Genomic DNA, 13,137 nt, shown 5'->3' with positions numbered 1-13,137 from the left:
TTCGGGCGCCTGAGTTTTTTGCCAATCCTATGAGGCTCTCGCTATGACCGCACCGACTGCAATTCGCCGACTCAACGCTGCTGACCCGGATTTCGCACATCATCTGGATCATCTGCTGAGCTGGGAAAGTGTGTCTGACGACTCGGTCAATCAGCGGGTGCTGGACATCATCAAGGCCGTGCGCGAGCGTGGCGATGCCGCGCTGGTGGAATTCACCCGTCAGTTCGATGGGCTCGATGTCGCCTCCATGGCCGATCTGATTCTGCCGCGCGAACGTCTGGAACTGGCGCTCACCCGCATCACCGTAGCGCAGCGCGAAGCCCTGGAAAAAGCCGCGGCCCGCGTGCGCAGCTACCACGAAAAGCAGAAACAGGACTCCTGGACCTACACCGAAGCCGACGGCACCGTGCTGGGCCAGAAGGTCACGCCGCTGGACCGCGCCGGCCTGTATGTGCCGGGTGGCAAGGCATCGTACCCGTCGTCAGTATTGATGAACGCCATTCCGGCCAAGGTTGCCGGTGTGACCGAAGTGGTCATGGTGGTGCCGACTCCGCGTGGCGAGATCAATGAGCTGGTGCTGGCCGCCGCCTGCATCGCTGGCGTTGACCGTGTGTTCACCATTGGCGGCGCACAAGCTGTCGCCGCGCTGGCCTACGGCACCGAAAGCGTGCCGAAGGTCGACAAAGTGGTCGGGCCGGGCAACATCTATGTCGCCACAGCCAAGCGCCACGTGTTCGGTCAGGTCGGCATCGACATGATCGCCGGGCCGTCCGAGATCCTCGTGGTGTGTGACGGTCAGACCGATCCGGACTGGATCGCCATGGACCTGTTCTCCCAGGCCGAACACGATGAAGACGCCCAGGCGATTCTGGTCAGCCCCGACGCCGAATTCCTCGACAAAGTGGCCGTCAGCATCGCCAAGCTGATGCCGACCATGGAACGCGCGCAAATCATCGAAACTTCGATCAATGGTCGGGGTGCGTTGATCAAGGTGAGCGATATGGCCCAAGCCATCGAAGTCGCCAACCGTATCGCGCCGGAGCACCTGGAGTTGTCGGTGGCCGATCCGCAAGCCTGGCTGCCGCAGATCCGTCACGCCGGTGCGATCTTCATGGGGCGTCACACCTCTGAAGCCCTGGGCGACTACTGCGCCGGCCCGAACCACGTGCTGCCGACTTCCGGCACTGCACGTTTCTCTTCGCCGCTGGGGGTGTATGACTTCCAGAAACGTTCGTCGATCATCTTCTGCTCCGAGCAGGGTGCGTCCGAGCTGGGCAAAACCGCTTCCGTGCTGGCCCGTGGCGAGTCGCTGACCGCTCACGCCCGCAGCGCCGAATACCGCATCCTTGTCGACAAGAAGGGGAACTGAGCATGAGTAAATTCTGGAGCCCGTTCGTCAAGAATCTGGTGCCGTACGTGCCGGGCGAGCAGCCGAAACTGGCAAAACTGGTGAAGCTCAACACCAACGAAAACCCTTACGGTCCATCGCCCAAAGCGCTGGCCGCCATGCAGGCGGAGCTGAACGACAATTTGCGTTTGTACCCGGATCCGAACAGCGATCTGCTCAAGAGCGCGGTCGCCCGGTATTACGGCGTGCAGACCAACCAGGTGTTCCTCGGTAACGGTTCCGATGAGGTCCTGGCGCATATTTTCCACGGTTTGCTGCAGCACGATCAGCCGTTGCTGTTCCCGGACATCAGCTACAGCTTCTATCCGGTCTACTGCGGCCTGTACGGCATCCAGTTTGATGCGGTGCCGCTGGACGAACACTTCCAGATCAATCCGGCGGACTACGCCAGGCCGAACGGCGGGATCATTTTCCCTAACCCGAACGCGCCAACCGGTTGCCTGTTGGCCCTCGATGCCATTGAACGGATCCTCAAGGCCAGCCCGGATTCGGTGGTCGTGGTGGATGAGGCTTACATCGACTTCGGCGGCGAAACGGCAATCAGCCTGGTAGATCGTTATCCAAACCTGCTGGTGACCCAGACACTGTCCAAGTCCCGTTCGCTTGCCGGTCTGCGGGTTGGCCTGGCGGTGGGGCATCCGGACCTGATCGAGGCGCTGGAGCGGATCAAGAACAGCTTCAACTCCTACCCGCTGGACCGGATGGCGAATGTCGGCGCGGCGGCTGCGTTTGAAGATCGTGAGTACTTCGACAAGACCTGCCGGCTGGTCATCGAGAATCGCGAGCAGGTGATTGCACAGTTACAGGCGAAGGGTTTTGAAGTCTTGCCGTCGGCAGCGAACTTCATTTTCGCCCGTCACCCCAATCACGATGCGGCGGGCCTGGCGGCCAAGCTGCGTGAGCAGGGTGTGATTGTGCGGCACTTCAAGCAGGAGCGGATTGCCCAGTTCCTGCGGATTTCGATCGGCACGCCAGAGCAGAATCAGGCGCTGATCGACGGCCTGGGCGAGCTCTAAACCCCCCCGCGGGAGCGTGGTTTACCCACGATGGGAACGGCGCGGTGTATCTGGTTCACCGCGTTATTGTTCCTCTCGGGCAAGTCCCGCTCCCGCAGGACTCGCCAAGACAGTATCACTCCTCTTCTTTCTCTTTGACCGGCGCCGGCGGCGGACGCAAGCCGATTTCCGCCGTGAGCTTGAGTTCCTTGCCGTTGCGTATGACCTGAACCTCGACCTTGTCGGTCGGTTTGATCCGTGCGACCTGGTTCATCGAGCGACGGCCATCGCTTGCTGGCTCGCCGTCGATGCTGAGAATCACATCGCCCAATTGCAGGCCGGCCTTCTGTGCCGGGCCGTCTCGGAAAATCCCGGCGACCACGATGCCGGGGCGTCCGGACAGACCGAAGGACTCCGCCAGCTCCTGGGTCAACGGTTGCACTTCAATACCGAGCCAGCCACGAATCACCTGGCCATGTTCGATGATCGACTTCATCACTTCCATCGCCAGTTTGATCGGGATCGCGAAGCCAATGCCCTGGGAGCCACCGGACTTGGAGAAAATCGCCGTGTTGATGCCGGTCAGGTTGCCGTTGGCGTCCACCAGCGCACCACCTGAGTTGCCGGGGTTGATCGCGGCGTCGGTCTGGATGAAGTCTTCATAGTTGTTCAGGCCCAACTGGTTACGCCCGGTCGCACTAATGATGCCCATGGTCACGGTCTGGCCGACACCGAACGGGTTGCCGATGGCCAGGGCCACGTCGCCGATGCGGATGCTGTCAGAGCGGCCTACGGTGATCGCCGGGAGGTTCTTCAAATCGATCTTCAGCACCGCGAGATCGGTTTCCGGGTCACTGCCGATCACCCGGGCCAGGGTTTCGCGACCGTCCTTTAGCGCGACCACGATCTGGTCGGCACCGCTGGTCACGTGGTTGTTGGTCAGGATGTAGCCTTCCGGGCTCATGATCACGCCCGAACCCAGGCTCGACTCCATGCGTTTCTGCTTGGGCGAGTTGTCGCCGAAGAAACGGCGGAACTGCGGGTCTTCGAACAACGGGTGGCTGGGTTTGTTGATGACTTTGGTGGTGTACAGGTTCACCACGGATGGCGCGGCAATGGTCACCGCGTCAGCATAGGACACCGGACCTTGCTGCACGCTAGTGGTTTGCGGAGCTTGCTGCAGATTGACGTCGAGGCTTGGCAGCCCGACCCACTGCGGGTAACGCTGGATTATCAAAAGAGCGACAAGCACGCCGGCCAGTAGCGGCCAGCCGGAAAAACGCAGCGCCTTGAGCATTAAGCATGTCCTGAGAGGGTTGCAGGCGGTATCGGACCGCCCATAATGACGCGCATTATACGAGGCCGCGCGTGCCTCTGAACGGGATATTTAGGAGTCTTTTATGGCCGTCGCTCTGAGCACCCTGGTCGAAGAAGCCGACCGTTACCTCAGCAGTTCGAAAATTGCCGATTACTGCCCCAACGGCCTGCAGGTCGAAGGCCGGCCGCAAGTGATGCGCATTGTCAGTGGCGTCACCGCCAGCCAGGCGTTGCTCGATGCTGCCGTGCAAGCCAACGCCGATCTGGTGCTGGTGCATCACGGCTACTTCTGGAAGGGTGAAAATCCGTGCATCACCGGCATGAAGCAACGTCGCTTGAAGACGTTGCTCAAGCACGATATCAGCCTGCTGTCCTATCACCTGCCACTGGATCTGCACCCGGACGTCGGCAACAACGTGCAGTTGGCCCGGCAGCTCGACATCACCGTCGAAGGCCCGCTGGATCCGGACAACCTGAAGATTGTCGGTCTGGTCGGCTCGTTGAGTGAACCGATGATGCCTCGGGATTTTGCCCGCAGGGTCCAGGAAGTCATGGGGCGCGAGCCATTGCTGATTGAAGGCAGCGAGATGATTCGTCGGGTCGGCTGGTGCACGGGGGGCGGTCAAGGGTACATCGATCAGGCCATTCTGGCGGGTGTCGATCTGTACCTGAGCGGCGAGGCTTCCGAGCAAACCTTCCACAGCGCACGGGAAAACGACATCAGCTTCATCGCCGCCGGTCACCATGCCACCGAGCGTTATGGCGTTCAGGCGCTGGGGGATTACCTGGCGCGACGCTTTGCCCTCGAACACATCTTCATCGATTGCCCCAATCCCATCTGACGAAACGCTATCCCTGTAGGAGCGAGCCTGATCACGATGTTCGTCAACGATAACGCCAGGGGGCCTGACACCCCGCGGTGTTCTCAGGTTCATCGCGAGCAGGCTCGCTCCTGCAAGGGAGCGCGTTCTGCCCAAACAGGCGGGCATATTCATATGCTCTTTCGATCTAGTCGGCGTCCTGATTAGAAGAGGACGCTGTGCTAGGATTCCCCGCTCGAACACGGCCCGCTGGCCGTTCATAAGAAAGCTTTCGTGAGTAGCCATGGTCGACAAACTGACGCATCTGAAACAGCTGGAGGCGGAAAGCATCCACATCATCCGCGAGGTGGCCGCCGAGTTCGACAACCCGGTGATGCTGTACTCCATCGGTAAAGACTCCGCCGTGATGCTGCACCTGGCACGCAAGGCATTTTTCCCTGGCAAGCTGCCGTTTCCGGTGATGCACGTCGACACCCGCTGGAAATTCCAGGAGATGTACGCCTTCCGCGACAAGATGGTCGCCGAGCTGGGCCTGGACCTGATCACTCATGTGAACCCGGACGGCGTGGCGCAAGGCATCAACCCGTTTACCCACGGCAGTGCCAAGCACACCGACATCATGAAGACCGAAGGCCTGAAGCAGGCGTTGGACAAATATGGTTTCGACGCCGCTTTCGGTGGTGCCCGTCGCGATGAAGAGAAATCCCGCGCCAAGGAGCGCGTGTACTCGTTCCGCGACAGCAAGCACCGCTGGGATCCGAAAAACCAGCGCCCGGAGCTGTGGAACGTCTACAACGGCAAGGTCAACAAGGGCGAATCCATTCGTGTGTTCCCGTTGTCGAACTGGACCGAACTGGACATCTGGCAGTACATCTACCTTGAAGGCATCCCGATCGTCCCGCTGTACTTCGCCGCCGAGCGTGAAGTCATCGAGAAGAACGGCACGCTGATCATGATCGACGACGAGCGCATCCTCGAACACCTGAGCGATGAAGACAAAGCGCGCATCGTCAAAAAGAAAGTGCGTTTCCGTACCCTTGGCTGCTACCCGTTGACGGGCGCGGTGGAGTCCGAGGCCGAAAGCCTCACGGACATCATTCAGGAAATGCTCCTGACGCGAACTTCCGAGCGCCAGGGCCGTGTCATCGACCACGATGGCGCCGGCTCGATGGAAGACAAGAAACGTCAAGGTTATTTCTAAGGGGCTGTCATGTCGCATCAATCTGATTTGATCAGCGAGGACATCCTCGCCTACCTGGGCCAGCATGAACGTAAAGAGCTGCTGCGCTTTCTGACCTGCGGTAACGTCGACGACGGCAAGAGCACCCTGATTGGGCGCCTGCTGCACGACTCCAAGATGATCTACGAAGATCACTTGGAAGCGATTACCCGCGACTCGAAAAAAGTCGGCACCACCGGCGAAGACATCGACCTGGCGTTGCTGGTCGACGGCCTGCAGGCCGAGCGTGAGCAAGGCATCACCATCGATGTCGCGTACCGCTATTTCTCCACCGCCAAGCGCAAGTTCATCATCGCCGACACTCCTGGCCATGAGCAGTACACCCGCAACATGGCCACCGGTGCGTCCACCTGTGACCTGGCGATCATCCTGGTCGACGCCCGTTACGGCGTGCAGACCCAGACCCGTCGCCACAGCTTCATCGCCTCGCTGTTGGGCATCAAGCACATCGTCGTCGCCATCAACAAGATGGACCTCAAGGACTTCGATCAGGGCGTGTTCGAGTCGATCAAGGCCGACTACCTGAAGTTCGCCGAGGGCTTGAAGATGAAGCCGACGAGCATGCACTTCGTGCCAATGTCTGCCCTCAAGGGCGACAACGTGGTGAACAAGTCCGAGCGCTCGCCGTGGTACACCGGCCAGTCGCTGATGGAAATTCTCGAAACCGTGGAAGTGGCGGGCGATCGCAACTTCACCGACCTGCGTTTCCCGGTGCAGTACGTCAACCGTCCGAACCTGAACTTCCGTGGTTTCGCCGGCACCCTGGCCAGCGGCATCGTCAAGAAAGGCGACGAAGTCGTGGTCCTGCCGTCGGGCAAGAGCAGCCGCGTGAAATCCATTGTCACCTTCGAAGGCGAGCTGGAGCACGCCGGTCCTGGTCAAGCGGTGACGCTGACCATGGAAGACGAAATCGACATCTCTCGCGGCGACCTGTTGGTTCACGCCGATAACGTGCCGCCTGTCACCGACAGCTTTGAAGCGATGCTTGTGTGGATGGCGGAAGAGCCGATGCTGCCGGGCAAGAAGTACGACATCAAACGCGCCACCAGTTACGTGCCGGGCTCCATCGCCAGCATCGTCAACAAGGTCGACGTGAACACCCTTGAAGAAGGCCCGGCCAGCGCGTTGCAGCTGAACGAAATCGGCAAGGTCAAAATCGCGCTCGATGCGCCGATTGCCCTCGACGGTTACGACAGCAACCGCACCACCGGCGCGTTCATCATCATCGACCGCCTGACCAACGGCACCGTGGGCGCCGGCATGATCGTCGCCCAGCCTCTGGCACACGGCAGCGCCACCCACCACGGCAAACTGGCCCACGTCGCCACCGAAGAGCGCGCCCAGCGCTTCGGCCAGCAACCGGCCACCGTGTTGTTCAGCGGCTTGTCGGGCGCGGGTAAAAGTACGCTGGCCTACGCCGTCGAGCGCAAGCTATTCGACATGGGCCGTGCGGTCTTTGTGCTCGATGGCCAGAATCTGCGTCACGACCTGAACAAAGGTCTGCCACAGGATCGCGCCGGGCGTACCGAAAACTGGCGTCGTGCCGCGCACGTTGCGCGTCAGTTCAACGAAGCCGGTCTGCTGACCCTGGCGGCGTTCGTTGCGCCGAGTTCCGAAGGTCGTGAACAGGCCAAGGAACTGATCGGCAAGGAGCGTCTGCTGACGGTCTACGTCCAGGCTTCGCCAGCGGTCTGTGCCGAACGCGATCCACAAGGTCTGTACGCGGCGGGCGGCGATAACATCCCTGGCGAGTCCTTCCCGTACGACGTGCCGCTGGATGCCGATCTGGTGATCGACACCCAATCGCTGTCGCTGGAGGAAAGCGTCAAGCAAGTGCTGGATCTGCTGCGCAAGCGTGGTGCGATCTAAGCTCAAAGCAGCGGCAAGCTTCTAGCTTCACGCTGCAAGAAAAAGCCCGCAGACAGGTAACTGTCTGCGGGCTTTTTTTGTGCTCGGAAAAACGCGTGAATGGCCAGCGTTATTGGTGCTTGGGAAATGGACTACAGGGATATCGGAAATCGGTAAGTTACATTTGTTTGCATAGGGAGATATTGTTGTTAGCAGAGATGAGGTTGATATCTGTTTCGGTTTCTTTTGGGCGAAAAGAAAATACAAAGCGCAGGATTTTTGAATTTTAAGCGCTCTGAAATATTAAAGTTTAAAGAATTGGATTTCTCGGCGAGAAAAATCTGAGTTTCGAGCGGTGCCAATCCCTGTCAGGTGTGAGTGTTTAATGTTGTTTTTGATAGGCGTCTGGAGGTTGGTGTGCGTGCAAAAAATTTATATATCCCTCCTTGATATATTGCCGGGGTCGGTGAGGTTGTTTTTTTTACTATTTTTGTTTGTTGGTCTGGTTGTCGCTTCTATTTTTATGTATGGGGAAATACAGGAGATTCCTCCCTTGCCGGAACGGCTGGTTATGGAAAAAGCTTATTTGTATAGAGATGTTTCGCAGTCAAGAACTACGTCATCTTTATATTTGAGGGTCGGGCTGGGTGAAGATGCCTATAACTACATTATTGAAGCTTCTGCGAGTGACATTCAGCACCTGAATTTGAGGAAGGGGAAAAAATTATGGGTTGCTGTGGATTCAGATCGGACTAAACGGTTTGTTTGGTGGATCTATGATGTTGATACCAATTTGTTGATCAGTCGTAAAGATATATTGCTTTGGATAAGGTCAAATAACATTGAATGTTATTTTGTATTGATTGGGTGGTCAATTATATTGTCTTACTTGCTGTTGATAATTGTTCGGAATGGAATTTGGAACAGGGTTGTAGCGAAAGGGAGAGCGTATGAAAATTGAGCGCATTGATAATGGAATATATGTGATTGATGACTTTTTGACGGAAAGCGAAGAAGTCGCCATAAACCTTTTGCTCAAGGGGGCTGTCTGGAGATACAACTGGCCAAATTATGAAGAGCTGCCCTTTGTCAGGCCCTGCTGGCACGTATTCATTGCGGGTAAAGGTCGCCCTGAGCGGCAGTCCTGCCTGGAAGAATTGAACGGCAATGAATCATGGCGTTTTCTGGTAAGTTTCTGGGAGCGATTTTCAGATTTACATGATTTCAATATGACGTTGTTAGGTGTTTACGCAAACGGACAGACGTTCGGGCAAGACACCATTATTCATCGTGATAACAAAACCCATCCGGGATTGACTGTTATCGTTTTCTGCAACGAGCACTGGCCCACGTCCTGGGGAGGAGAGCTCGTTTTCTATGATGATGCGAAAGAAAATGTCATTAAGGCCGTGCTTCCAAAATCTCGTCGTGTGGTGGTTTTCGAGGGGCGAATTCCACATGCGGCGAGATCACCTTCCGTCAAACGGCGCAAACCGGTGCTGTAATAGCGAGCGTGACGTCAGTCACCAAGCTGGCAGGACCTTATGTGCCGATTGTGAGCATTCCAGCCAATATGGTTGCCGGTACTATTACTTTCCTGAAAATTGGAGTGGATGTCAGGAATGGCAAAGGATTTAGTTATGGTGATGTGATCAGTCTTATCGGGAATGTTGCAGGTGTGATTGCTGTCTTTGCTGTTTTAGTCGAAGCACCATTCATAGTCATAGGTACCGCTAGTGTTGTAGGGGGGGCGCCGCTGGTTTGTACTCAATTAGTGACTCAGGCATTTTCAAGGAGGTTTTAAAGAGTGCTGCAGACTTCTTTAGAGATAATGATTTGGATAACTACCTTGATTACGTCTGTGCACCCGATATGAGGATAGTGCACAAGGAAACTCTGAGGGTGGCGTACGGTAATCAGATGCTTTCTTGTAATTGATTTTCTGCAACCGGCGAATTTTTGCCTTCTGCGATAGCTGTATTCAACGAAAATATCGGGGGAGGGGGTTCTTATGCTCCTGCGCCTTTTTGTTCCTCCACCACCGCCACCTGAAAATATCGCAACGGTAACGATCGGGCCACTTGAAATAGGTGGTAACTCTGATGATACCGGTGACGAATATGGGTGCTGTACAAGCGGTAGTGATGGTTATATTTAACAGGCTGCACTGCAAGGCTAGTGGTGTTTAAGCAAACAATCCTTGGTTTTGGATAAAAGCGCGATTGAGTGCGAGTCGATTCAAGTTCGCGTCATACTGGGGCGTGCAGCTCATTACTTATAGAGGCCAGCCTATCCGTTTATCAAGTTCTTGCCATGCAGGCAGTGAGCATTAGCCCGTAATGAAAACCCCGCCGATGAGTGATCATCGGCGGGTTTTTTTCAGATTGATTCGATCAAATGTGCGAGCTTGCTCGCGAATACGGTGTGTCATTCAACATTGATCTAGGCTGATCCGCTGCATTCGCGAGCAGGCTTGCACACAGGGGATCAGCGTTTGTCTGGATATTCCCGATGCATCTGCCCCAGCAACGCATCCTTGTCTTCCCAAAGCTGATTGATCCAGCCCTGAAACTGCAGGCGATACTCACCGTCCTGGTCGTAGTTCTTGCCGATGAACTGCGGCGGGATCTTCAGTTCCTGAAAATGCACCACCACGTCTGTAACGTTCCCGCGCAGCAAATCCCAAAAACCAGGGCGTCCGGCCGGGTAGTGGATGGTCACGTTGACGATGGATTCCAGCTGCTCACCCATGGCATCCAGCACAAAGGCAATGCCGCCGGCCTTGGGTTTGAGCAGGTATTTGAACGGTGATTGCTGCTGGGCGTGCTTGCCCTCGGTGAAGCGCGTGCCTTCGACGAAGTTGAAAATCCCCACCGGATTATTGCGGAACTTCGCACAGGTCTTGCGGGTGGTTTCCAGGTCTTTGCCTTTCTTTTCCGGGTGTTTCTCCAGATAGGCCTTGGAGTAGCGCTTCATGAACGGAAAGCCAAGGGCCCACCACGCCAGACCGATCACCGGGACCCAGATCAGCTCCTGCTTGAGAAAGAACTTCAGCGGCTGGATGCGGCGGTTGAGCACGTATTGCAGCACCAGGATGTCGACCCAGCTCTGGTGATTGCTGGTGATCAGGTACGAGTGCCGATAGTCCAGGCCTTGCAGCCCGCTGATGTGCCAGCGGGTGCGACGGACCAGGTTCATCCAGCCTTTGTTGATGCTGATCCAGGCTTCGTGGGTATGGCTCATCAACCATCCGGCGATGCGCTGGGTGAAGGCGAAAGGCAGGACCTTGATCAGCGCTACGCAGAACAGGAATGAGCACAGCAGGATTGTATTGAGTGCCAACAGTAACGAAGCAATGACGCCGCGTGCGGCGCCAGGTAGAAAAACCAGCATTTAAACATCCATAGGTCGGTTGGCTGCCTGGATCGCGGTCAACGCGATGGTGTAGACGATGTCATCGACTTGCGCACCGCGTGGCAGGTCATTCACCGGTTTGCGCAGCCCTTGCAGCATCGGACCGAGGCTGACGCAGTCGGCGCTGCGTTGCACGGCCTTGTGAGTGGTGTTGCCGGTATTCAGGTCGGGGAACACGAACACCGTGGCGCGACCAGCGACCTGACTGTTCGGTGCCAGTTGCCGGGCCACGGTTTCGTTGGCGGCGGCATCGTATTGCAACGGGCCGTCGATCAACAGCGAGTTCTGCTGCTCGTGGGCGAGCAAGGTCGCCTCGCGAACCTTTTCGACTTCTTCGCCACTGGCCGATTCACCGCTGGAGTAACTAATCATCGCCACACGGGGCGTGATGCCGAACGCTGCTGCCGAATCAGCGCTTTGCAGGGCGATCTCGGCCAGTTCACTGGCACTTGGGTGCGGGTTCATCACGCAGTCGCCGTAGACCAGCACTTCTTCCGGGAACAGCATGAAGAATACCGACGACACCAGCGTGCAGCCCGGCGCCGTTTTGATCAGCTGCAGGGCCGGGCGAATGGTGTTGGCGGTGGAGTGAATGACCCCCGACACCAGGCCGTCCACCTCATCCAGCGCCAGCATCATGGTGCCGATCACCACGGTGTCTTCCAGTTGTTGCTCGGCCATGGGCGCGTTGAGGCTTTTGCTTTTGCGCAGGGCGACCATAGGCTCGACATAGCGCTCGCGGATCAGGTCCGGGTCGAGGATTTCCAGCCCCGGTGGCAACTCGATGCCTTGGGCGCGCGCGACGGCTTCAACGTCTGCCGGTTTGGCCAGCAACACGCAACGGGCAATGCCACGGGCCTGACAGATCGCTGCGGCCTGAACGGTCAACGGCTCGCTGCCTTCAGGCAGGACGATGCGTTTGTTGGCGTTCTGCGCGCGCTGAATCAACTGATAGCGGAACACGGCCGGCGACAGGCGCATTTCCCGTGGTGTGCCACAACGCTGGTGCAGCCAGTTGGCATCCAGATGGCTGGCGACGAAATCGGTGATGATTTCCGCGCGTTCGCGGTCGTCGATCGGGATTTCCTTGTTCAGTCCGTTCAACTGGTTGGCGGTGTCGTAGGAACCGGTGCTCACTGACAACACCGGCAGGCCGGCCTGCAAGGCGCCGCGGCAGAGGTCCATGATCCGTGGGTCGGGCAGGGTGTCGCTGGTCAGCAACAGGCCGGCCAGGGGCACGCCATTTATGGCGGCGAGACTGACGGCGAGGATGATGTCGTCGCGGTCGCCGGGGGTCACCACCAGTACGCCCGGTTTGAGCAGCTCTACGGTGTTACGCATGGTGCGCGCGCAGATAATGATTTTGGTCATGCGCCGGGTTTCGTAGTCGCCGGCGTTGAGCACTTGTGCGCCCATCAGGTCGGCGACGTCGCGGGTGCGGGGGGCGTTCAGTTCCGGCTGAAACGGAATGCAGCCCAGCAGGCGGAAATCACCACTGCGCAACAGCGGCGAATGCTCCTTCAGGCGGGCGGCGAAGGCCTCCATGCTTTCGTCGGTCTTCACCTTGTTGAGGATGACGCCGAGGACTTTCGGATCTTTCGGGCCACCGAACAATTGCGCCTGCAACTCGACGCGACCGGAGAGCTCGGTCAGGACTTCGTTTTCCGGCGCCGACACCAGGATCACCTCGGCGTCGAGGCTCTTGGCCAGGTGCAGGTTGACCCGTGCGGCATAGCTGGCACTGCGGGTCGGGACCATGCCTTCGACGATCAGCACGTCCTTGCCGATGGCGGCTTGCTGGTAAAGGGTGATGATTTCTTCGAGCAACTCGTCCAGCTGGCCATCGCCCAGCATGCGCTCGACATGGGCCAGGCCCAGCGGCTTGGGTGGCTTGAGGCCGTGGGTACGGGCGACCAGTTCGGTGGAACGCTCAGGGCCGGTATCACCGGGATGCGGCTGGGCAATCGGTTTGAAAAAGCCGACTTTGAGACCGGCCCGCTCAAGGGTGCGCACCAGCCCGAGGCTGATGGAGGTCAGACCCACGCCAAAATCGGTGGGCGCAATAAAAAAAGTTTGCATGCGGATTCTCTGAGG

Annotated in this window: 11 protein-coding genes; 8 read left to right on the top strand and 3 right to left on the bottom strand. The window is 57.8% G+C overall.

Going from position 1 to position 13,137, the window contains the following annotated elements; all coding sequences use genetic code 11:
• Positions 1-43 precede the first annotated feature (43 nt).
• A complete protein-coding gene (gene hisD / locus F7R06_RS20115; RefSeq protein WP_090316141.1) occupies positions 44-1,369 on the top strand; it encodes a histidinol dehydrogenase in 1,326 nt (441 codons plus the stop codon).
• A gap of 2 nt (positions 1,370-1,371) precedes the next feature.
• Positions 1,372-2,424 carry a histidinol-phosphate transaminase gene (hisC, locus tag F7R06_RS20110; RefSeq protein WP_090316144.1) on the top strand — a complete coding sequence of 351 codons (1,053 nt, stop codon included), beginning with the start codon at positions 1,372-1,374 and terminating at the stop codon, positions 2,422-2,424.
• 115 nt (positions 2,425-2,539) lie between these two features.
• Here hisC and algW read toward each other — a convergent pair whose 3' ends face one another.
• On the bottom strand, positions 2,540-3,700 hold the full coding sequence (gene algW / locus F7R06_RS20105) for a Do family serine endopeptidase AlgW (protein ID WP_090316147.1): 1,161 nt from the start codon (positions 3,698-3,700) through the stop codon (positions 2,540-2,542).
• Positions 3,701-3,803: 103 nt separating this feature from the next.
• On the opposite strand from algW, the gene F7R06_RS20100 reads away from it, so the two are divergent.
• From F7R06_RS20100 to F7R06_RS20075, 6 genes are all read left to right on the top strand, one after another.
• The gene (locus F7R06_RS20100) at positions 3,804-4,562 is read left to right on the top strand and encodes a Nif3-like dinuclear metal center hexameric protein (RefSeq protein ID WP_090316150.1); all 759 of its coding nucleotides are present in this window, start codon (positions 3,804-3,806) and stop codon (positions 4,560-4,562) included.
• A 262-nt stretch (positions 4,563-4,824) separates the two neighbouring features.
• Entirely contained in the window at positions 4,825-5,742 is a 918-nt protein-coding gene (gene cysD / locus F7R06_RS20095) for a sulfate adenylyltransferase subunit CysD (protein ID WP_090316153.1), read from the top strand.
• A 9-nt stretch (positions 5,743-5,751) separates the two neighbouring features.
• A complete protein-coding gene (cysN, locus tag F7R06_RS20090; protein WP_090316160.1) occupies positions 5,752-7,650 on the top strand; it encodes a sulfate adenylyltransferase subunit CysN in 1,899 nt (632 codons plus the stop codon).
• Positions 7,651-8,050: 400 nt separating this feature from the next.
• Positions 8,051-8,590 carry a hypothetical protein gene (locus F7R06_RS20085; protein WP_139204748.1) on the top strand — a complete coding sequence of 180 codons (540 nt, stop codon included), beginning with the start codon at positions 8,051-8,053 and terminating at the stop codon, positions 8,588-8,590.
• Entirely contained in the window at positions 8,580-9,134 is a 555-nt protein-coding gene (locus F7R06_RS20080) for a 2OG-Fe(II) oxygenase (RefSeq protein WP_090316166.1), read from the top strand. The genes F7R06_RS20085 and F7R06_RS20080 overlap by 11 nt, the downstream gene beginning before the upstream one ends.
• A gap of 41 nt (positions 9,135-9,175) precedes the next feature.
• Positions 9,176-9,433: a hypothetical protein gene (locus tag F7R06_RS20075; RefSeq protein ID WP_151149693.1), complete on the top strand. Its 258-nt coding sequence runs from the start codon at positions 9,176-9,178 to the stop codon at positions 9,431-9,433.
• A gap of 683 nt (positions 9,434-10,116) precedes the next feature.
• On the opposite strand, the gene F7R06_RS20070 is transcribed toward F7R06_RS20075, so the two are convergent.
• Both F7R06_RS20070 and pta read right to left on the bottom strand, forming a co-directional pair.
• Positions 10,117-11,022: a 1-acylglycerol-3-phosphate O-acyltransferase, YihG family gene (locus F7R06_RS20070; RefSeq protein WP_090316170.1), complete on the bottom strand. Its 906-nt coding sequence runs from the start codon at positions 11,020-11,022 to the stop codon at positions 10,117-10,119.
• Positions 11,023-13,122, bottom strand: a complete 2,100-nt coding sequence (gene pta, locus F7R06_RS20065; RefSeq protein ID WP_090316173.1) for a phosphate acetyltransferase — start codon at positions 13,120-13,122, stop codon at positions 11,023-11,025. It lies immediately after the preceding gene.
• Positions 13,123-13,137: the final 15 nt, after the last annotated feature.

It is taken from the genome of Pseudomonas moorei (assembly GCF_008801475.1).
Taxonomy (GTDB): domain Bacteria; phylum Pseudomonadota; class Gammaproteobacteria; order Pseudomonadales; family Pseudomonadaceae; genus Aquipseudomonas; species Aquipseudomonas moorei.
The sequence above is the reverse complement of the archived record's forward strand: the minus strand, read 5'-3'. Positions and strand labels throughout refer to the sequence as shown.

Bases quoted from the DNA above. Each gene is read 5' to 3' on its own strand.
- hisD (WP_090316141.1), top strand. From the start codon at position 44: ATGACCGCACCGACTGCAATTCGCCGACTCAACGCTGCTGACCCGGAT.
- hisC (WP_090316144.1), top strand. From the start codon at position 1,372: ATGAGTAAATTCTGGAGCCCGTTCGTCAAGAATCTGGTGCCGTACGTG.
- algW (WP_090316147.1), bottom strand. From the start codon at position 3,700: ATGCTCAAGGCGCTGCGTTTTTCCGGCTGGCCGCTACTGGCCGGCGTG.
- F7R06_RS20100 (WP_090316150.1), top strand. From the start codon at position 3,804: ATGGCCGTCGCTCTGAGCACCCTGGTCGAAGAAGCCGACCGTTACCTC.
- cysD (WP_090316153.1), top strand. From the start codon at position 4,825: ATGGTCGACAAACTGACGCATCTGAAACAGCTGGAGGCGGAAAGCATC.
- cysN (WP_090316160.1), top strand. From the start codon at position 5,752: ATGTCGCATCAATCTGATTTGATCAGCGAGGACATCCTCGCCTACCTG.
- F7R06_RS20080 (WP_090316166.1), top strand. From the start codon at position 8,580: ATGAAAATTGAGCGCATTGATAATGGAATATATGTGATTGATGACTTT.
- F7R06_RS20070 (WP_090316170.1), bottom strand. From the start codon at position 11,022: ATGCTGGTTTTTCTACCTGGCGCCGCACGCGGCGTCATTGCTTCGTTA.
- pta (WP_090316173.1), bottom strand. From the start codon at position 13,122: ATGCAAACTTTTTTTATTGCGCCCACCGATTTTGGCGTGGGTCTGACC.